The 20798-nt window shown below is 37.8% G+C and carries 17 protein-coding genes and 1 pseudogene; 5 read left to right on the forward strand and 13 right to left on the reverse strand.

What is annotated here, in order from left to right; all coding sequences use genetic code 11:
* Window positions 1-49 precede the first annotated feature (49 nt).
* The 4 genes from groL to ACK2M2_RS05510 all read right to left on the reverse strand — a co-directional run bounded on the left by groL (window position 50) and on the right by ACK2M2_RS05510 (window position 3923).
* Window positions 50-1684: a chaperonin GroEL gene (gene groL, locus ACK2M2_RS05495; RefSeq protein ID WP_409511237.1), complete on the reverse strand. Its 1635-nt coding sequence runs from the start codon at window positions 1682-1684 to the stop codon at window positions 50-52.
* A gap of 69 nt (window positions 1685-1753) precedes the next feature.
* Window positions 1754-2044, reverse strand: a complete 291-nt coding sequence (locus ACK2M2_RS05500) for a co-chaperone GroES (protein ID WP_409511238.1) — start codon at window positions 2042-2044, stop codon at window positions 1754-1756.
* Window positions 2045-2245: 201 nt separating this feature from the next.
* Window positions 2246-3004 carry a metallophosphoesterase family protein gene (locus ACK2M2_RS05505; protein ID WP_419346485.1) on the reverse strand — a complete coding sequence of 253 codons (759 nt, stop codon included), beginning with the start codon at window positions 3002-3004 and terminating at the stop codon, window positions 2246-2248.
* Window positions 2985-3923 (reverse strand): diacylglycerol/lipid kinase family protein, encoded by a 939-nt coding sequence (locus ACK2M2_RS05510; protein ID WP_409511240.1) that lies wholly within the window; start codon window positions 3921-3923, stop codon window positions 2985-2987. Before ACK2M2_RS05510 ends, ACK2M2_RS05505 begins: the two co-directional genes overlap by 20 nt.
* A 409-nt stretch (window positions 3924-4332) precedes the next feature.
* Here ACK2M2_RS05510 and ACK2M2_RS05515 point away from each other — a divergent pair, with 409 nt between their 5' ends.
* Complete coding sequence (locus ACK2M2_RS05515) at window positions 4333-6162, forward strand: phosphoenolpyruvate carboxykinase (GTP) (protein WP_409511241.1); 1830 nt, start codon at window positions 4333-4335, stop codon at window positions 6160-6162.
* A gap of 130 nt (window positions 6163-6292) precedes the next feature.
* Here the strand turns inward: ACK2M2_RS05515 and ACK2M2_RS05520 are convergent, their stop codons facing one another.
* Window positions 6293-6847 (reverse strand): flavodoxin family protein, encoded by a 555-nt coding sequence (locus ACK2M2_RS05520; RefSeq protein WP_409511242.1) that lies wholly within the window; start codon window positions 6845-6847, stop codon window positions 6293-6295.
* A 230-nt stretch (window positions 6848-7077) separates the two neighbouring features.
* Here ACK2M2_RS05520 and ACK2M2_RS05525 point away from each other — a divergent pair.
* Window positions 7078-7457 (forward strand): annotated as a pseudogene (locus tag ACK2M2_RS05525) (winged helix-turn-helix transcriptional regulator).
* A gap of 83 nt (window positions 7458-7540) precedes the next feature.
* Here ACK2M2_RS05525 and ACK2M2_RS05530 read toward each other — a convergent pair.
* The 8 genes from ACK2M2_RS05530 to rplU all read right to left on the reverse strand — a co-directional run bounded on the left by ACK2M2_RS05530 (window position 7541) and on the right by rplU (window position 16465).
* The gene (locus ACK2M2_RS05530) at window positions 7541-8020 is read right to left on the reverse strand and encodes a tRNA (cytidine(34)-2'-O)-methyltransferase (RefSeq protein ID WP_419346487.1); all 480 of its coding nucleotides are present in this window, start codon (window positions 8018-8020) and stop codon (window positions 7541-7543) included.
* An 89-nt stretch (window positions 8021-8109) separates the two neighbouring features.
* Entirely contained in the window at window positions 8110-9504 is a 1395-nt protein-coding gene (gene cysG, locus ACK2M2_RS05535; protein ID WP_419346489.1) for a siroheme synthase CysG, read from the reverse strand.
* Window positions 9505-9515: 11 nt separating this feature from the next.
* Entirely contained in the window at window positions 9516-12431 is a 2916-nt protein-coding gene (locus ACK2M2_RS05540; protein WP_419346491.1) for a UvrD-helicase domain-containing protein, read from the reverse strand.
* A gap of 104 nt (window positions 12432-12535) precedes the next feature.
* Window positions 12536-13807 carry a serine--tRNA ligase gene (serS, locus tag ACK2M2_RS05545; protein ID WP_419346493.1) on the reverse strand — a complete coding sequence of 424 codons (1272 nt, stop codon included), beginning with the start codon at window positions 13805-13807 and terminating at the stop codon, window positions 12536-12538.
* A gap of 144 nt (window positions 13808-13951) precedes the next feature.
* Window positions 13952-14752, reverse strand: coding sequence for an RsiV family protein (locus ACK2M2_RS05550; RefSeq protein ID WP_419346639.1), 801 nt, complete (start codon window positions 14750-14752; stop codon window positions 13952-13954).
* 197 nt (window positions 14753-14949) lie between these two features.
* Entirely contained in the window at window positions 14950-15645 is a 696-nt protein-coding gene (lolA, locus tag ACK2M2_RS05555; RefSeq protein ID WP_409511248.1) for an outer membrane lipoprotein chaperone LolA, read from the reverse strand.
* A gap of 234 nt (window positions 15646-15879) precedes the next feature.
* Window positions 15880-16134 (reverse strand): 50S ribosomal protein L27, encoded by a 255-nt coding sequence (gene rpmA / locus ACK2M2_RS05560; RefSeq protein WP_409511249.1) that lies wholly within the window; start codon window positions 16132-16134, stop codon window positions 15880-15882.
* A 19-nt stretch (window positions 16135-16153) separates the two neighbouring features.
* Window positions 16154-16465 (reverse strand): 50S ribosomal protein L21, encoded by a 312-nt coding sequence (rplU, locus tag ACK2M2_RS05565; protein WP_005011534.1) that lies wholly within the window; start codon window positions 16463-16465, stop codon window positions 16154-16156.
* A gap of 488 nt (window positions 16466-16953) precedes the next feature.
* Here rplU and sdsA point away from each other — a divergent pair, with 488 nt between their 5' ends.
* From sdsA to ACK2M2_RS05580, 3 genes are all read left to right on the forward strand, one after another.
* Window positions 16954-17937, forward strand: coding sequence for an All-trans-nonaprenyl-diphosphate synthase (gene sdsA, locus ACK2M2_RS05570; protein WP_409511250.1), 984 nt, complete (start codon window positions 16954-16956; stop codon window positions 17935-17937).
* 21 nt (window positions 17938-17958) lie between these two features.
* Window positions 17959-20013, forward strand: coding sequence for a site-specific recombinase (locus tag ACK2M2_RS05575; protein WP_419346496.1), 2055 nt, complete (start codon window positions 17959-17961; stop codon window positions 20011-20013).
* Between the two features lie 162 nt (window positions 20014-20175).
* Window positions 20176-20787 carry a phosphatase PAP2 family protein gene (locus ACK2M2_RS05580; protein ID WP_419346498.1) on the forward strand — a complete coding sequence of 204 codons (612 nt, stop codon included), beginning with the start codon at window positions 20176-20178 and terminating at the stop codon, window positions 20785-20787.
* Window positions 20788-20798: the final 11 nt, after the last annotated feature.

Below are 20798 nucleotides of genomic sequence, written 5' to 3' on the forward strand. Positions count from 1 at the left end.
ATCCCCGCTAAAAGCGAGGATTTTTTTAGATTATATAGTCTAAATGATATTACATCATTCCGCCCATACCACCCATGCCGCCCATATCAGGCATAGCTGCTTTATCTTCTGGAATGTCTGTGATCATACATTCAGTCGTCAACATCAAACCTGCTACAGATGCAGCATGCTCAAGTGCAGAACGCGTAACTTTAGCAGGGTCAAGAATACCCATTTCAAGCATATCGCCATACTCTGAAGTTGCAGCGTTATAACCGAAGTTACCTTCACCGCTTTTCACAGCATTGATCACAACTGATGGCTCATCACCCGCATTTGCAACAATTTGACGAAGTGGTGCTTCAATTGCGCGACGTAAAATGTTAATACCTACAGTTTGGTCATCGTTTGCACCAACAATACCATCAAGCGCTTTAGCAGCACGTACGAGTGCAACACCACCACCTGCAACAACACCTTCTTCAACCGCAGCACGCGTTGCATGAAGTGCATCGTCAACACGGTCTTTCTTCTCTTTCATTTCAACTTCAGTTGCAGCACCGATTTTGATCACTGCAACACCGCCTGCCAATTTAGCAACACGTTCTTGAAGTTTTTCTTTATCGTATTCTGAAGTAGATTCTTCAATTTGCGCACGGATTTGAGTAACACGTTCAGCAATTTGAGCTGCATCACCTGCGCCATCAACAATCACAGTATTTTCTTTAGAAACAGTTACTTTATGTGCTGTACCTAAATCTTGAAGACCTGCTTGTTCTAAAGTCATACCCACTTCTTCAGAAATCACAGTTGCGCCTGTCAAGATCGCGATATCTTGTAACATTGCTTTACGACGGTCACCAAAACCAGGGGCTTTAACCGCACATACTTTAATAATACCGCGCATGTTGTTCACTACAAGTGTAGCTAACGCTTCACCTTCAACATCTTCAGCAATAATAAGAAGCGGCTTACCTGTTTTAGCTACAGCTTCAAGCACTGTAATCAATTCACGAATATTGCCAACTTTTTTATCAACAAGAAGAATGAATGGGTTTTCAAGTTCAGCAGTCAAAGTTTCAGGTTTGTTTGCAAAGTACGGGCTAATATAACCACGGTCAAACTGCATACCTTCAACAACATCAAGCGCATCTTCAAAGCCTGAACCTTCTTCAACTGTAATTACGCCTTCTTTACCAACGCGTTCCATTGCTTGTGCAATAAGTTTACCTACAGTTTCATCAGAGTTTGCAGAAATCGAACCCACTTGTTCAATTGCTTTGGTATCTGAAGCAGGTTTTGCAGTTGCTTTAATTTCTTTAACTAATGCTTTAACAGCAAGGTCAATACCACGTTTTAAATCCATTGGGTTCATACCTGCAGTTACAGATTTGATCCCTTCATTTAAAATCGCTTGAGCAAGTACAGTTGCAGTAGTCGTACCGTCACCTGCGATGTCATTGGTTTTTGAAGAAACTTCACGAACCAATTGAGCGCCCATATTTTCAAATTTATCTTTTAGAGAAATTTCTTTAGCAACCGTTACACCATCTTTAGTGATGTGCGGCGCACCGAAAGAACGGTCGATAACAACGTTACGACCTTTAGGACCTAAAGTTACTTTTACTGCATCTGCAAGGACATTTACACCTGCGATCATTTTTGAACGCGCTGAATCACCAAACTTTACATCTTTAGCTGACATGCTTATCTCCAAATATTTTTAAATTTTTCAATTCATTGATTGTTCAGAACAATCAAATTCGTTCTGCAATTAGCCTTCAAGTACAGCAAGGATGTCAGATTCTTTCATCACAAGAAGCTCTTCACCATCAACTTTTACTTTAGTACCTGCATAAGCACCAAACAATACGTTGTCGCCAACTTTTACATCTAATGGGCGTACACCTGTATCAGTTACTTTACCGTTACCGACAGCAAGGATTTCACCTTGAGCAGGTTGTTCAGCAGCTGAAGTGCTTAGAATTAAACCACCCGCAGTTTTAGTTTCTTTTTCAACACGGCGGATTACTACGTTGTCATGTAAAGGACGAATGTTGCTCATTAGAAACTCCATCGACATTTTAAAATGTCATTGATTACGATGTGAAGATGACTCTTATTCCTAGGTCATCGACAAAATTTATTCATGACACATTTGTGGGGATTGAAATAAATGCTTCAAGGGTAAAATATAAAAAAAAATCAAAAAATGTGTGTTTTTTACACGTTTACATCAAATTGCTCATTATTTAAAAATTCACCCTCAAATTTGGGCAATAAAATCCTGTTGTTGCTCATCATAAAAATAATGCTGAAACGAACCATCACGACTAATAACATTAAAACTGTTGGGTATATTTTTATGTAAGCGACTTGAAATAGCCGTTCCTGCATGAACTTCATAAACAGCTTGACTAAGATTTAATTCAAACTCTTGATTTAAATCATAAACAGCAACCAAGTGCAAATGCCCATGTAACAAAGCATAAAGTTGATGTTTCCCCCATTCTTGAATGGCAAATTGGCCTAAAGCAGGACAATCTTTCAAATGATGATTTTCTTTTGCAGTATAAAATGGTTGATGGCTGACAATAATTTTTAATTTATTCGCAGGTGCTTGCATCAATTGTTGATCAACTTTTTGAATTTGTTCTAAAGAAATAGAACCTCGTGTGTGATAACGACGTCGAATACTATTCATTCCAATCAAATAAAAATGTTGAGTGACCAGCGTATTTTCCAAACTACCAAAAAAAAGTTGGTACAAACCAAATGGACGAAAAGCCCTATTCCATAAATGATACAGCGGAATATCATGATTTCCCGGCACGACAAAATATGGTATTTTCAAGGATTCTAAAAACTGCTTACATGCCAAAAATTCCCTAAATTTTGCACGTTGTGTCAAATCACCACTCACAACCACCACTTCTGGTTGCTGTTCAATACAAAACTTTTGAATCGCTCGAATACATTCAGGGCGCTCTGTACCAAAATGTAGATCAGACAGATGTAGCAGCATGAGGCACCATAATATTTAATGCATTTTTTTCTACATGTAAGTGTAGTGGCGTAGACATTGATACAATTTCTCCATCAATCGCGACCGTTAGTTTAGGCTTTTGCGAATAGACTGTGACTTTTTGCGCACCAAAACTATACACATCCGATGCTTGTTCCAACTTGCCTCGAATGGTTTGAAATAAGGTTTTAAATAAAGTCAGCTTGTCCCCTTTAGCAATCACCACACCCGCAATTTCACCAAACTCAGCACATTTAGACACTTTAAGATTTAACTCTTCGAGTTGTAATTGATTATTTCCAAAAAAGATCAGTGGTGTTTTAACAGGATATTTTTTGTCATCGACTTCAACTTCGAGTTTTAATTCTTTCCAATCTCGAATCAGCACATCTAAACCAGATGTATAGGCATTTAAAGGAAAACGCCCAAATTTACGGTTATATTCTTCTCGTTTTTTAATAAATAAAGGATACAGCCCCAAACTTGCGTTATTTAAATAAATTTGATCATTGATACATGCCACATGTGACGCACGTTGTTCACCTGTCGCAATTACTTCAGCAGCCTGTAAAATATCAAGCGGAATATGCAAAACTCTCGCCACGTAATTAAAAGTACCTAAAGGTAGAATACCCATTGGAATTTTTTGATTGAGCATTTGTGATGCTACCGCATTGAGCGTACCATCCCCACCCGCAGCGACAATCACACCTTGATGTTGATATTTTTCATGGCGTTGAAATACTTTTTTCATTAAGCTTTGTATATCTCGCTCAGCTTTAATATCAAAAACTTGAATTTCAAAACCATACGATGTCCAAAGGGTCATCAATTGTTCATAAATTTCATCATGATGACTTGCATGAAAACCAGACTTTTCATTGTAAATCATCGAAAGTGGTTTTAATGCTGATTGCATAAGATTGATTCTTTTAAAGTCTTTATTCTAATTTCGTTGATTATGTATGCAAATAAAAGCACCTTTATGTAAAATTCAAATTATAATCATTCATTAAATCAATGATACTTTTTTGCAAAACAGCAACTACTATCCCACTGTAAACAAATACTATTTATTTTTAAAATATCACACATAAATACCATTAATATGAATATTTTAACAGCATTAACCCTAAAATATTATTATAATTCAATATTTTAGCAAAAATGTTGAATTTGGTATCTTTTACGCCTTTAGTCTTATTTTTTACATGAATATGTGGTTTAATATGCCCACTTTTTTTCATACTTAAAATCTAAATGTAGTAAACCTGCATTTTGATTATTATTTGTACATAAAAATGTACATTTTTTAGATAGGCCTCACCATGACCCAAGTGAACGCACCAGAATTCGTTCGTCATCCCAAGCTCATTGCATGGGTTGAAGAAATTGCAAAATTAACGAAACCAGCAAAAATTGAATGGTGTGACGGTAGTGACGAAGAAAATCAACGTTATATTGATTTAATGATCGCTAACGGCACAATGCAAGCGCTTAACCAAGAAAAGCACCCTGGTTCTTACCTTGCCAATTCTGATCCTTCTGACGTTGCTCGTGTTGAAGGTCGTACGTATATTTGTTCAGAAAAAGCTGAAGATGCTGGTGCAACAAACAACTGGGAAGCTCCAGCTGAAATGCGTACACGTCTCAATGGTTTATTTGATGGTGCAATGGAAGGTCGTACTTTGTATGTTGTACCTTTCTCTATGGGGCCTTTAGGTTCACATATTGCACACATCGGTATCGAATTGACTGATTCGCCGTATGTTGCTGTTAGCATGCGTAAAATGGCGCGTATGGGTAAAGCTGTTTATGACGTATTGGGTACAGATGGCGACTATATCCCATGTGTACACACAGTAGGCGCACCGCTTACTGCAGGTCAAAAAGATGTTGCTTGGCCATGTAATCCTGAAAAATATATCGTTCATTACCCAGAAACTCGTGAAATCTGGTCTTATGGCTCAGGTTACGGCGGTAATGCATTATTGGGTAAAAAATGCTTAGCGTTACGTATTGCATCTTCTATGGGTCGTCAACAAGGTTGGTTGGCTGAACACATGTTGATCCTTGGCGTAACAAATCCACAAGGTGAAAAACATTACATCGCAGCAGCATTTCCTTCTGCATGTGGTAAAACCAACTTTGCAATGTTGATTCCTCCTGTAGGTTATGAAGGTTGGAAAATTGAAACTGTAGGTGACGATATTGCTTGGATCAAACCAGGTGAAGATGGTCGTTTATATGCAATCAATCCTGAAGCTGGTTTCTTTGGTGTTGCACCAGGTACAAATACAAAAACCAATCCGAACTGTATGGCTACATTGACTAAAGATGTAATCTATACAAACGTAGCTGTGACTGATAACGGTGAAGTTTGGTGGGAAGGTCTTTCTAAAGAAGCGCCTGCTAACCTTACAAACTGGAAAGGACAACCGCACGTTACGGGTGAAAAAGCTGCGCATCCAAATGCACGCTTCACTGTTGCCGCGGGTCAATGCCCTTCTATTGATGCTGACTGGGAAAATCCAGCTGGCGTTCCAATTTCAGCATTCATCTTCGGTGGTCGCCGTGCAGACACTATTCCATTAATCTCAGAAGCATTTGACTGGGTTGATGGCGTATATAAAGCTGCAACAATGGGCTCTGAAACAACTGCTGCTGCTGTTGGTCAACAAGGTATCGTTCGTCGTGACCCATTCGCAATGCTTCCATTCGCGGGTTACAACATGGCTGACTACTTCACACACTGGTTAGAACTAGGTGAAGAAGTTGCCACTAAAGCTGCTGCAAACGGCAACAAACTTCCAGGTATCTACAACGTTAACTGGTTCCGTCGTGATGCTGAAGGTAACTTTGTATGGCCTGGTTTCGGTCAAAACATGCGTGTTCTTGAGTGGATCATTGACCGTTGTGAAGGCCGTGCTGATGCTGTTGAAACACCAATTGGCTTAGTTCCAACATATGAACAGTTGAATTGGACAGGTACAGATTTCACTAAAGAACAATTTGACCTTGTAACGGGTCAAGATAAAGACCAGTGGATCAAAGAGCTTGAAAGCCATACTGAACTGTTTGACAAACTTGGTGAGCGCTTACCTGTCGCACTTAAAACACGTCAAGCTGAGTTAATTGCTGCCGTTAAATCTGCTTAATTAGGCTTTAATTTCCCTCTTTTAAAAAGAGGGATTGAGGCAAAGAAAAAAAGACCGCTTACATGCGGTCTTTTTTACTCTGATTTTTTCTAAAATATAAAATAATTCATTTAATACAACATCACCATATTTAACCAATAAATTTATCAGTCACAGTTTTAATGCGTTTTGCATATGCTTTTGCTGTGTCTAAATCTCCACTTGGAATTTCATCTGCACTTGCATCTGCTGGTGATTGAACCAACAAACCAACAGAACCACCTAGACTATTCACATCTTGGCGTGTCGAAACTTTTGTATTTGAAGGTGCAAGACCCAGACTCACCCAAATACCACCATGCTGTGAAGCAAGCGTTTGTAGGCTAATTAGGGTGACTTGTTTATCACCATTTAAGCTTGCACTGTTGGTAAAACCTGCAAAAATTTTATCTTGCCAAACCCGTGTAAACCAACGTTTAGAAGAAGCATCAGCAAACTTTTTAAATTGCCAAGGTACACCACCCATATAGGTTGGTGCACCAAATACAATGGCATCTGCTTGATCTAAAGTATCCCAATCTGCATCGGCAATATTTCCTTCCTGATCAACTGGAACCAAATTTGCCTGAATTTCATTGGCAAAAGTTTCGGCAATCACTTTGGTGTGACCATAACCTGAATAATAAACGACGGCGATTTTTGACATATGAATACTCTTTAGCATTGTATTAAAAATATTTTATTTTTTATTCAATTATGAACTTCAATCTAACCATTTATCTAAACAGTAAAATATTGTATCGATTATTGAATACACATAAAATGAATAAATTAATGATATACTTTTGAAATCTAGTATCAATTAGTTACCACCAAGTAACCACTCTATTTTTTAGTATTACTGAGTTTAAATTGTATTTATTAAGGCTGTCTTAAATGAATAAAGTGATAAATTTCAATATATTTAAAACAAATTGCCCCGCTCGATCTTTTTTTGACAAATTTGCAGATAAATGGATTTTATTGATTATTTACCAACTTGCATCACAATCTATGTATTTCAATGAACTAAAAAAAGCTTAGATGGTATTTCACCTAAAGTACTTTCACAAAAAGTCAAAATTCTTGAACGTGATGGTTTTATCTCACGAACTATCCATGAAAATAAAGTCATTCGAGTTGAATATGCAATCACAGCTTTAGGTGCTGAATTTGCACAAACCGCACTATCTTTTAAAATTTGGGCTGAAGGCAATATGCAACACGTCATGAAAGCACAAAGAGAATTTGATGAAGCACAATATAAAACTATGTAATTGAGTCAACTTTGACTATAAACCTTGAAATAAAACCTCATCATCAAGATGGGGTTTTATACCAATCTAAACACTAAGCTGAGTTATTTTAGCTCTTTAAAACCTTGCTGACGCCATGCTTCATACAAAATTACAGCTGTTGCATTAGACAAGTTCAAACTACGTGAGTTTGGTGCCATAGGTAAACGAATCCAATGTGCTTCGGGAAATATTAAACGCACACTTTCAGGTAAACCACGAGTTTCAGGTCCCATTAATAATGCAATAGGACGGTTTAAATTTGAGGTATGTGGTGTTTCAGAACCTTTCGTCGTTAACGGATAAATTGCATCATTTTCAATACCCTGTACTTTTAAATACGCTAAACATTCAGCAAAGTTTTCCCACACTTTCATATGCGCCCATTCATGATAATCCAATCCTGCACGACGCAACTTCTTATCATCCAGCTCAAAACCCAAAGGTTTGACTAAATGTAATTGTGCACCTGTATTGGCACATAAACGGATAATATTTCCTGTATTTGCAGGAATTTCAGGCTCAAATAAAACAACATGTATCACAAATTTTCTCAACGTTTCTTAAACCGCTCCTAGCCCCCTCCAAAAAGTGAGGAAATCCCTTCTTTCTTAAAGCGGGGTTGGGAGGAGTTTTATAACCACTGTAACTGTTCGCGCAAACTCACCACTTCGCCAATAATGGTCAGTGTAGGCGCTTGAATGTGGTTATTCTCTACTTTTGAGGCAATATCGGCAAGTGTTCCAACCACAACTTTTTGCTCAGGTGTCGTCCCTTTGGAGATCAATGCGACAGGCATATTATAACGCTGACCATGCTCAATGAGTTTTTGGCAGATTTTTTCCAAACCTACCAAACCCATATAAAGCACAAGCGTCTGATTTTCATAAACTAATTCTTTCCACGGCAACTCAGGCGAACCCTCTTTTAAATGCCCTGTTAGAAAACGCACACTTTGAGCATAATCACGATGAGTCAATGGAATACCTGCATAAGCAGAACAACCTGAAGCAGCGGTAATCCCTGGAACAACTTGAAATGTAACACCCGCCGCAAAGAGTTCCTGTATTTCTTCGCCACCCCGCCCAAAAATAAACGGATCACCACCTTTTAAACGACAGACACGCTTACCTTGCGAAGCATATTCCACAAGCAAAGCATTTATGCCCTCTTGTGGAACAGAATGATTAGATCGTGCTTTGCCTACATAAATTTTCTCAGCATCACGGCGACATAACTCCATAATCGCAGGTGAAACAAGGCGATCATAAATCACAACATCGGCTTGTTGCATCAAACGCAATGCTTTCAATGTTAAAAGCTCAGGATCACCTGGTCCCGCACCAACCAAGTACACTTCACCTTTCGGCTTTTGCCACCCTAATAATGCCTGTTCAATAAGGCGATCCGCTTCTGCAACATTATCGTTAAATACTTGTTCTTTCAGCGGACTTGCGTATAAATCTTCCCAAAAAATACGACGCTCATCAGGATTGATAATTTTTTCTTTAACGATTTTACGCCATTTCCCTGAAAATTCAGCAAGCTTACCCATACCATGCGGAATAGATGCCTCAAGCTGAGTACGAATTTGACGAGATAGCACAGGAGAAGCACCATTAGTCGCAATAGAAATCACCAAAGGTGAACGATCAATAATCGCAGGCACCATGAAACGACAATGTGGTAAATCATCCACACTATTCACCAGCACATTCAAAATTTCACAATGTTCAAATACAATTTGATTGACTAACTTATCATTGGTTGCAGCAATCACTAAACGGTACAGATTCAAACTTAATCCATGATGAGATAAACCTGATTGCATATCATAAGCATGTGCAACATACTGCCCCTGAGTAGCATGCACCAAATCTAATAATTCAGGCTCAATATCAGGTGCAATTACATCAACGCATGCACCTGCCTTTGCAAGCAGTAAAGCTTTACGATAAGCAATGCGCCCACCACCAACCAACAAACATTTTTGTTGTTGTAATTTCAAAGAGATGGGAAAAATATCCACGTTACGCCCCTTTAGGATTCAGCCACAATTTTATCATCATATTTGCGCCCAATAATATCAAAAAACATTGATGAACGATTTCGGTATTCTTGATCCTTTTTTTCAAGTGCTTTCAGCGAATGCTCTAAAATTATAGGATCAACTTTATCCGCATCTGTTTTATATGCATAATCTAAGCCAATCGGTTCTTCTTTATAATAATCAACACGCTTTACATCCATAGTTTGATAAATTGGATGCCACTCACCATTGATCTTCATCACCAATTCAGGGTTCAACATATATTGCCCACGCCCCACGCGCTTAAAGAGTTTCTTATTGTATTTATCAGAACTACAAACTTCATTTTTTGAGAACAAACTGCTGATATACGTGCGTTTTTGACGTTTTTTATCAAATATATGCTCAGGCAATCGTTGTAAATACTCCAACAATAAAGTGCTATCGAAAGCTTTTTCCAACCAAACATAACGCTGATAGCCATGAATCAGACTCATCACATACATCAACTGAACAATCAAATATTCAGGTTGGTTGGGCTCCAACTTAAATAAACGATGATTAATCTGTAGAACCAAACTATTCTGTTCTAAGTTAGGAATCAGTTCTGCAAAGTTCGATATATTTTTTTGCGAGAGCACACTACGCTGTAATGCGATTTGAAATACATTTAAATGATGACTATCAATCAATTGTGCATCAGCACCATCTTGCAATAGTTGCTGATAGAACTCAGCATTCCCCACCCAAACTGCCGCCATGAGTGGCGTGTGATTAAACTCATTACGGTGGTTAATACCGAATTTTTCTATTTTCTTAATTAATGCTGTCGGATGCTTCACCTGATAATTCATATAATATTTGGCTAAAATTCCCTGTTCAGCTTTATGTGCTTGCACGACATTTGCCTGATTGAAAATACTCAATGCAGGTTTAAAACCACTTTCCGCAAGCTTCATCAAATATGCCTGATGCTGATACACTACAGCATACTCAAACAAGGTTAATTGCGCCTTTTTATTCTTTAATATTAAAGCTTGATGAGCGAGTTGTATTAATTCACTGCTGTTCAAAGTCACCCAATTCGGTGTTTCTTCTTTTAAAATTTCCTTACGAATACGTGCCGCTTGTTCTCTTTTACCCTGTAGTTCAAGTTTTTGTGCTTCTTTCTGCCACTCTTTTAAACTCGATTGCTGATCTGCCAAATCTAAATAATCGGCGGCTTGATCCAACCCCAATAAATGAAAAATACGATGCTGATCTTGTTGCTCTACCCAATAAATATTAGACATTGCCCGCGTTAGTCCCACATACAAAGCATTGATATAAAACTTATAAAGTTCGAGTGATTTATCTGCCTTATCTTTATTTCGCGCATAGACAAAATCATTTTGCAAATCTTGCACACCAATCTCAGCACAAATATCTGAAAAATATGAAGCAGACTGACTGACAAAATTATAAAGAATAATATTTTGATATTCCAAGCCTTTGGCTTCTTGAATTGCAAAGACCAATGGAGTTTTGAATACACGCTGTGCCATGCGCTTTTGTGATTCATGCATCACCACAACAGCAAATTGCGTAGAAACGGCTGTCTTTTGATCCAGTTCATGTAAAACATCAGGTACATTTTTTAGAAAATATACACCACCTTGAATATCAGCATTACTTTTAACTAAATAGTGACTTTCTTTATCAATCGAGCCGAAACGCGCATTCTTAAGTAACAAAACACGATTGGATACTTCAGTAATTCTTTGTGCATTACGATAGTTATGTTGCAATATATGAGTAATTTCAACGCCATGATGTAAGGATTCATGCTCATGAAATAGCGTTTTAACTTTCGCCCAAGAAAAGAAATTCGGATGTACAATTTGATTGGCATCACCGCACATCAAAAATTGTCCAGATTTACTTAGGCTATTTAAAATCAAATAGAGTTGAATGGCTGTAATATCCTGCACCTCATCAATCACTACAAAATCATAGGCAGGTTTGATTTTTTGCAAATACTCAAAGCTAAGTACATTTACATCACTCAGATTATTTTTTTCCAACGCTGCAAGATATTCACTAAAAATTGCATAAACCTCAGTGCGTTCTTCAACATTAAAAATAGACTGTTTAATGCCTAAATTTAAATAATCAGGTTTAGATAAATAAGCTTTTTCAGTGATTGCACCTGTCAAAACCCCTTTAAATTCTTCATACAAACTATGTGCGCTAAATTTATGTTTATAATTTTCTTTATACCACTGCATAAAAAATGCAGTATCCGCCATACCTTGATCTGGTACAGCGATGCTTTCTAAAAACTCTTGGTAGGAATAAAAATCGACTAATTGTTGATCATTATAATAATGGTCTGAATAATAGAGTTCACGTGAGTTTTTGACTAAAAAAGCAGATAAAGTCACATACAATACTTGCCCGTCTAGTTGTTTCATTTTTTCTAATAAAATCGCAGTTTTACCACTACCTGCTGAACCAATAATCACCAAAGGAGGCGCATGACGATAAATTTGCTGCTGCACATCATCAAAAGAAATAAATTTATTTAAATATACAAACTGAGGATTATTCTGATTGATATAGACCATCTGTTCATCAATAGTTAACTCATCTGCAGACTGCACTACAGGCACAGCATCTTCATCAATACCAATGTTTGCATTTAAAAAACGTGAACCTTGATAGTCATGCTTTTTCAAATACTCTAAAAGCAAAATATAGTTTTTTTGTTGATATTGATAAATCGAAAATAAAATGCGATCACTGCGATTTAATTTGGCACGATATAAATTATTTTGAATTTTTTTAACATCGGCAGATTTAAAATCATCTGCTTTTAAGTGAGCAATTAATTTATCTAAACCCGTAATCTTTTGTGTATCGAGTTCATTATAAATTAATACATCCATGCCTCACCCTACCTAACGATTGATTTCATTCATCATTATTTTACATAAAAAAATAAGCCAAATATAAAATTTGGCTTATTCAAATAACAGTATAATTTCAGCGATTAATCAATAAATGCTACACCGCCCATATATGGACGTAATACTTCAGGAATCTCAATAGAACCATCTGCACGTTGGTAATTTTCCATCACAGCAAGCAATGTACGACCAACAGCCAAACCTGAACCATTTAATGTATGAATAAACTCAGTTTTCTTTTGGTCTACACGATAGCGTGCTTTCATACGACGTGCTTGGAAATCCCACATATTTGAACATGAAGAAATTTCACGATACGTTTCTTGGCTTGGCACCCAAACTTCTAAATCGTAAGTTTTGCATGCGCCGAAGCCCATATCTCCACCGCAAAGTAAAATTTTACGGTATGGTAAACCCAATGCTTGCAAAATACCTTCAGCATGACCTGTCAATTCTTCTAAAGCATTCATAGAATCTTCAGGTTTAACAATCTGAACCATTTCAACTTTGTCGAACTGATGTTGACGAATCAAACCACGTGTATCACGACCATACGAACCTGCTTCACTACGGAAACACGGGGTATGTGCAGCATATTTGAGTGGTAAACGTTCAGGATCAATAATCTCGTCACGGACAAAGTTCGTTACAGGAACTTCAGCAGTCGGTATCAAATAGTATTCTTTTTCACCTTGTAATTTGAATAAATCTTCTTCAAATTTAGGCAATTGCCCTGTGCCACGCAAAGAATCAGCATTCACTAAATACGGTACATAGGCTTCAGTATAACCATTCTCAAGTGTATGCGTATTTAACATAAACTGGGTAATTGCACGTTGTAAACGCGCCAATGGTCCTTTCAAAACACTAAAACGAGTTCCTGTGAGTTTGGTCGCAGTTTCAAACTCCAAACCACCCATCATTTCACCAAGGTCAGTATGATCTTTCACTTCAAAATCGAACTGACGAGGCGTGCCCCATTTTAAAATTTCAACGTTGTCTTCTTCACTTTTCCCTTCAGGTACAGATTCATCAGGTAAGTTTGGAATAGACATCAATTTTGCATCAAGTTCAGCTTGAAGTTCATTTAAATCAACTTCAGCGGCTTTGATTTCATCACCAATGGCAGACATACGTGCCATGATTTCAGACGCATCACCGCCAGCTTTTTTGATCTGACCGACCTGTTTTGCACCAGCATTTCGCTCTGCTTGTAAGTTTTCAGTTTTGGATTGTATGTCTTTACGGCGTGCTTCAAGCGCAGCCCATTCCGCTGTGTCCAATTGAACACCACGTTTTGCTAAGGCTAAATTTACAGCCTCAATATTAGTTCTGAGTAATTTCGGGTCGATCATAGCCAATCTGAATATTTAGAAAAAAACTGTTCATAGTGTAAACTTTTCACCATGATAAATACAGTGACAGGAATATTTCAGCCCTAGAATTGCATATTTAGACAACAATCATGCACAAGACTCAATTTCCTTACACCACCTTAATTAATTTTCCTGCTTAACGGGTTGATCTGCCTTAATCTGTGGCAACGCAGGTAAATATTCGGCTTTGACCAAATCTTTTGCAATTTGATAAGGCAAGCGTAGCTCAGGCATACCTTCAGCATAAGGTGCTAGCTCATATAAGGGGTAAACAAAAACAATGCCATTTACACCATAAAAATAGTTATCACTCAACTGCAACTTGTCACGTGTGATGTCATGTTGCGTTAACCAACTCGCATTAGCATCATAAAGTTGCTCAGCAACCTTAGCCTCCACATTGGGTTTTAAAATATCTGTGAGTGCTAAACGTTTTTGTGTATTTAAATCAAAGGTCACAAATTCATTGTGCTGCATACCATGTGCCGAACCAGCAACATAAGTATAAGATTGAATTACAAAAGTTGCCAAATTGTACTGCTGTGAAATAAAACGTACATAAATACTATTTTGATTAAGCCCCTTAGGAGATGTCACAGCCACATCACTCGCTGTCTGCGTCTGATGCGCATCGACTGAAAAAGCCATAGGTACATCTTTTTTCATACGATCTAGAAAGTAAGCATCAATCCAATCTACATTGGTTTTAACATTCTGAAAATCATATTGTGTGCAACCATCTTCATCACAAAATTGCTTTTTTGGTAATTCAACACGTTCAATTTTAGCTTCAATTAAAGCTACAGTTTTAACTGCCGCAGTGACCTGTTCAGCCTGTGGCGCTGGCTTTTCCTGACAAGCTGTCAGCACAATTGCAGAAACCAACGCAGAAACAGCAAAACCAATTTTAAAATTCACGTTCATTTCCATATTTTTACAGCATAATCAGACTTATTTTAATCATAAAGCTCCCAACATTAAATAAACATTTTTAATTGTTATTCATACTCATAATTTCTGTATTTTTAAACACGAAATATCAACCTATAAGATACGATCAGCCATAAAACAACAATCAAAAAAAGCAGTCCAAAGACTGCTTTCAATAGATTGAATGAAAATTATTGATCAATTACATCTGTACCTTTAGGCGGTACAAAATTAAAAGTTGAAGCCGGAATCGTTGCATTAACTTTAACATCATTAAAACGAATAGTAGTTGTTTGCCCTAAAGAGTCTTTTAAAATCATTAATGTGGGTGCATTTTTTGCGCCAAAACTAATGGTCAAACTTTGAAATGCACCATCTTTTTGTTTAGGATAAAGCGTGTAATAAGTTTTAGCAGCATCAGGCATGGTAATTTTATATGCATTCATAATCTGCTTAGTATTTCCAGATAACAGTAATGCAGGTGTATTTGCCACTTGCTCATCTAGACTTTGACGAACCGCTTGTTGTAAATCAGGATCATAAATCCATACTGTACGCCCCGAGGTTACAATGGTTTGTTTCGCGGGCGATGTTGTTTGCCAATAGAATTTACCTGGACGCTCAACCTTCATTAAACCTTTGAATGTTTGATTCATGTGCTGTGCGGTTAAACCTTTTTTAGGCGCTATTTTACTGGCATCTGTTGCTTTCGTGGTTTGTTCAAAATTAGCAGTTAAACTTTTAATATCACCCAGTTGTTTAATCAGTTGTGCTGTCGCTTGTTGCTCCGATGCAGCACCTGCTGCAAAAACATGGGTACTCATTATCGGTGCAAACACAGCCGCACTTATTACTACTGCACCAACCGTTTTACGAAGCATATTCATAGGTTCACCTTATATTGATTTGTTTTGCTTAATCGCAATTTTTTCAGATGTTTTATCTTAAACTAGATTGAGTGCTAAAGAATTGAGAATGAATGAACTTTTGTATTGTTCTTTATATAAATTGTTGAAATTTATCCATCATGATGAAGAACAAATCACTGTATTTAAAATTTTAGCTTTTTTATAACAGACATAAAAAAACCCGCAATAAAGCGGGTTTTTTACTATTAAAGCTTACACTTCAACAGATACGTAGCGACGGCCAAACTGACCTTTCACTGCGAATTTAATTACGCCGTCTGCAGTAGCAAACAAAGTATGGTCACGGCCCATACCTACGTTTGTACCAGCGTGGAATTCTGTACCACGTTGACGAACGATAATGTTACCAGCAGTCACAGATTGACCACCGTACATTTTAACACCTAACATTTTTGGGTTTGAGTCACGACCGTTACGTGTCGAACCACCGGCTTTTTTAGTTGCCATGTCTATTTACTCCTCGTAATTAGCCTGAAATAGCTGTAATTTTCAACTCAGTGAACCATTGACGGTGACCTTGTTGTTTACGATAGTGCTTACGACGACGCATTTTGATGATGCGGATTTTGTCGTGACGACCATGGCTAACTACTTCAGCAGTTACGGTAGCACCAGCAACAACTGGAGCACCAATTTGAATGCTGTCACCGTTTACAAGCATTAATACGTCATCAAACGTAATAGTTGCGCCTGTTTCAGCTTTCAACAATTCTACTTTAAGGGTTTCACCCTCAACAACACGGTGCTGTTTACCACCGCTTTGGATTACTGCGTACATAATGTACTCCAACATTCCCGTGTCGTCGTGCCGATAAAGGAAGATACCGAGCTTAAGACGAACGCCACTGGGGTTATACAAAGGCGAAGATTTTAAGTGATAATTTATTAAACAACAAGTGATTTTGTCTAATATTTCCGATATCCCGCCCCTCTACATTTCATTTTTAATCTTTGCACTTCAATGTCAGCATTAACTCATGATATAAATCAAACAACTATCCACCTTTAAAAGGTAAGTTATGATCATTTCACTGTTTATTCAAATTGAAATGGTAATTTCAAATCAATCCGCTACTATGTAGACAATAAAGTAGTTCAGAAAATAATAGCAATGACTCACTTTCAAAAATCATTCAAATTTGGACAGATTAAGTACAAAGCTGTATGGTTTTGATCAATTACTGTATTGCTTAGGCAACATTCAGTCGTGATAAATTGTTACACTAGCCTTGAAATTCAACGCATTTGCATGAGGAATCCGTTCACATGACCATCGACTTTAAGCAAGATATTCTCGCTCCTGTAGCAACTGACTTCACTGCGATGGACACGTTTATTAATGAAGGGATTACTTCAAAAGTTGCTTTAGTCATGGCAGTCAGCAAACATGTTGTTGAGGCAGGTGGTAAACGTATGCGTCCGATTATGTGTCTACTTGCAGCAAAGGCATGTGGTGCTACCGACATACAAATGGAACCTTACCGCAAACTTGCCGCAATCATTGAAATGTTACATACCGCAACATTGGTACATGATGATGTGGTTGATGAATCGGGTTTACGTCGTGGTCGTCCAACAGCCAATGCAACATGGAATAACCAAACTGCGGTTTTGGTTGGTGATTTCCTGATTTCACGCGCATTCGACCTTTTAGTCGATTTAGACAATATGGTCTTGCTCAAAGACTTCTCTACAGGAACATGTGAAATTGCTGAAGGCGAAGTCCTTCAACTTCAAGCACAGCATCAACCTGATACTACTGAACAAACTTATCTCGATATTATTCACGGTAAAACATCACGTTTATTCGAACTTGCAACCGAAGGCGCAGCCATTCTTGCAGGAAAACCTGACTACCGTGAACCGATGCGTTTATTTGCAGGTCACTTTGGTAATGCATTTCAAATCATTGATGATATTCTCGATTACACCTCTGATGCTGAAACATTAGGTAAAAATATTGGTGATGATTTAATGGAAGGTAAACCGACTTTACCGTTAATCTCAGCACTACAAAACACTACAGGTGAACAGCACGAAATTGTTCGCAAGAGCATTGCAACAGGTGGTACAGAACATTTGGAACAGGTAATTCAAATTGTGCATCAATCAGGTGCTCTTGATTACTGCCGTCAACGTGCACATGAAGAAACCGACGCTGCTTTAAAGGCATTACATCGCCTTCCTGAAAGTGAATATCGTCAAGCCCTCTACAATTTAGCGCAGCTTGCTTTACATCGTATTCAATAATTTAGACGCTTTAATTTGCCTATGCATATAAAATTTCATGACTTATTCCAACAAATACGAGAGCAGCAGAACACACCTCTGGCTGCTCCGAACCCCAATATCCTGATTGAATTCATCAATCGGATACGACCTCAAGAAGTAAGCAATACTGAAGAAATCCATCAAAAATTAAAGGCATTGATCCAAGCCTTACTCATTACACCTTCTGCTGCAATTGACCTACAATGTTATTTACTTCGACTGATCAATCATTACAAACAAACCAGTTTATATACTGACAGCGGTATTTTATCTTTAGATGGTTTTTGGAATCAGTTTGGACAACGTCTAGGCGCACATATTCTTCCCTTACTGAGAGATGAAACCGATCTACGTGATTTAATTGGAAAAATTTTCCATCAACCAAGTGATCCACAATGGCTTGAACGTATTGATGATGAACTTTGGCGAGAATTTTTTAAACTGTTAAATAATGGTTATGGTTCTGCAAACGAAAAAACCACCATTAAAAATGAACTCATCAAAGCCATTACGGTCTTATCTTATCGCATTAGTGGTATTGGCTTATATCAAGAGTTTATTAATGCACAACCTGAACTTTCGGAATATGAGTCACCCTTTTTAGTACAAAACCGTGAAATTATTGAATTCATTGAAGCCTATAAACAGCAATATCGCTCTATAGGTGATATTGCTGTTTTTGTGCCATCCGATGCTGACCAAGCCTTAGTCATACTTGAACAATGCCGAGATGTCGTTCTTAAGATTCGACGTGCGACCAAACGCATTGGGGTCAGTCTAAGCCTAACTTATCTTTTAGCACTACTTGAACAATGCTTAGATCGTGTCGAAATTTTATTAAATTTGTTGGTTGACGATGATGATTTACTTTATGACTCTATGGGTGAGCTACTCACTCATGTGGTACATGCTCATTACACCGAAACCAGTGTTCGCGAACTCATGCGTACTAATAGTGAACTGATTGCACTACAGGTCACTGAAAATGCAAGTAAAACAGGCGAGCATTATGTAAGTACTGACAAAAAAGGCTTCTTTGGCATGTACAAAGCTGCGGCGGGTGCAGGTGCCATTATTGCCATAATGGCAACACTAAAGATTTTGACTGCCCGACTCGTCCTTGCTCCATTTTTACATGCTTTTTTATATAGCATGAATTATGCATTGGGCTTTATGCTTATTCATGTCTTACATTTTACAGTTGCGACTAAACAACCTGCTATGACGGCTGCTGCACTTGCATCAACTGTTCAGCGTAGCAAAGGCTCTAAAACTGCACAGATTGCAGAGCTCGCCGCCTTAATTATCAGTATTATACGTACCCAATTTATTGCAATTTTAGGTAATATTTCCATTGCCATTCCTACAGCCGCACTCATTACATGGCTATGGCAAATAGGTTTACAAGAGCCACTTTTGACTCATACTAAAGCCACTACACTTTTACATAGCCTAAATCCATTTACCTCACTTGCCATTCCACATGCAGCTATTGCTGGAGTGTGTTTATTTTTATCGGGCTTATTGGCAGGCTATTTTGACAATATGGCTGTTTATAGAAAAGTTGGCCCTCGTTTAAAAGCACACCCTTTTCTTAAAAAACAGCTTGGACAAGCAAAACTCGATACATTTTCGAATTATATTGAACGAAATTTAGGGGCATTGGCAGGAAATTTCATCTTCGGCATCATGCTTGGCAGTATGGGAACGGTTGGCTTTATTTTAGGTTTACCTTTAGATATTCGTCATATTGCTTTTGCTTCAGCCAACTTTATACAAGGTTTAATGAGCATTAATGGGACACCTGAAATGGGTTTAATTATTGTTTCCTTCCTAGGTGTTTTACTGATTGGACTGACTAACTTATTTGTCAGCTTCACTTTAACCATTATTGTCGCCTTACGTGCACGTCAGGTACGTTTTGAACAGTGGAAGCCTTTAGCCAAGCTTGTTTTTACCCACTTTACGACTCGCCCAATTGATTTTTTTTGGCCGCCAGCACAACCGATTGATATTCAAAACACCACAAATACAAACAGTCCGCCAAAACATTAGACATTTTGTTATGATTTTGTGCATTTTCTTACATCGCACATAAAAAGATTTTAATATAAATCTTCCGTTTAGTCTGACTTGAAAAAAAGTGTACTGGCTAGTACACTTTGCAATGAAATCTGATCTGGCTTGTGATATTTTATAAACTAAACAGGTCAATTTATGCCTTTTTTACTTTTGATTTTAGGCTGTATTGGTTTAAGTATAAGCTACATAGGACTACATATTCCCCTTATACATCAATTCGATACATCAACCATCGTATGGATAGCTTCGCACCGTAATGCATATCTCAATGCAATTACGGTCGTTATGTCTGTATTGGGTGGATTACCATCGACACTGATCATCAGCGGAATAGGATGTCTCATCCTAAGTAAAAGTAAAAAGTATACGGAAATTTGGTTCGTATTATTGAGCATTACTGGGAGTGCTGCGCTAGGTTGGTTGCTCAAATATGCAATTAACCGTCCCCGCCCCGATGAAGTTTATCGGATGGTTGAGACTTACGGTGCTTCATTTCCAAGCGCACACAGCATTTATGCTGCTGTTTTAGGCTGTAGTGTTATGTTTATTTTCCGTAGACATAAACAAGCTAAATTGTTCATTATGCTCGCTTGTTTCTGGTTGGTTTGTATGGGGCTATCGAGAATTTATCTTGCAGCACATTATCCAACAGATGTTTTGGCTGGATGGGGAATTGGATTGATATGGACAACCTTTGTGTGGTTTGTACTCTCTCATTACGCATTGAAAAGAAACAAATTATTTTAGATAAAAAATCC

The organism is Acinetobacter sp. TY1, assembly GCF_048551395.1.
Classification (GTDB): Bacteria; Pseudomonadota; Gammaproteobacteria; order Pseudomonadales; family Moraxellaceae; genus Acinetobacter.

Bases quoted from the DNA above. Each gene is read 5' to 3' on its own strand.
- rplU (WP_005011534.1), bottom strand. From the start codon at position 16,465: ATGTACGCAGTAATCCAAAGCGGTGGTAAACAGCACCGTGTTGTTGAG.
- ACK2M2_RS05500 (WP_409511238.1), bottom strand. From the start codon at position 2,044: ATGAGCAACATTCGTCCTTTACATGACAACGTAGTAATCCGCCGTGTT.
- ACK2M2_RS05540 (WP_419346491.1), bottom strand. From the start codon at position 12,431: ATGGATGTATTAATTTATAATGAACTCGATACACAAAAGATTACGGGT.
- ACK2M2_RS05515 (WP_409511241.1), top strand. From the start codon at position 4,333: ATGACCCAAGTGAACGCACCAGAATTCGTTCGTCATCCCAAGCTCATT.
- ACK2M2_RS05575 (WP_419346496.1), top strand. From the start codon at position 17,959: ATGCATATAAAATTTCATGACTTATTCCAACAAATACGAGAGCAGCAG.
- rpmA (WP_409511249.1), bottom strand. From the start codon at position 16,134: ATGGCAACTAAAAAAGCCGGTGGTTCGACACGTAACGGTCGTGACTCA.
- ACK2M2_RS05550 (WP_419346639.1), bottom strand. From the start codon at position 14,752: ATGAACGTGAATTTTAAAATTGGTTTTGCTGTTTCTGCGTTGGTTTCT.
- lolA (WP_409511248.1), bottom strand. From the start codon at position 15,645: ATGAATATGCTTCGTAAAACGGTTGGTGCAGTAGTAATAAGTGCGGCT.
- serS (WP_419346493.1), bottom strand. From the start codon at position 13,807: ATGATCGACCCGAAATTACTCAGAACTAATATTGAGGCTGTAAATTTA.
- ACK2M2_RS05520 (WP_409511242.1), bottom strand. From the start codon at position 6,847: ATGTCAAAAATCGCCGTCGTTTATTATTCAGGTTATGGTCACACCAAA.
- ACK2M2_RS05505 (WP_419346485.1), bottom strand. From the start codon at position 3,004: ATGCTGCTACATCTGTCTGATCTACATTTTGGTACAGAGCGCCCTGAA.
- groL (WP_409511237.1), bottom strand. From the start codon at position 1,684: ATGTCAGCTAAAGATGTAAAGTTTGGTGATTCAGCGCGTTCAAAAATG.
- ACK2M2_RS05580 (WP_419346498.1), top strand. From the start codon at position 20,176: ATGCCTTTTTTACTTTTGATTTTAGGCTGTATTGGTTTAAGTATAAGC.
- ACK2M2_RS05510 (WP_409511240.1), bottom strand. From the start codon at position 3,923: ATGCAATCAGCATTAAAACCACTTTCGATGATTTACAATGAAAAGTCT.
- sdsA (WP_409511250.1), top strand. From the start codon at position 16,954: ATGACCATCGACTTTAAGCAAGATATTCTCGCTCCTGTAGCAACTGAC.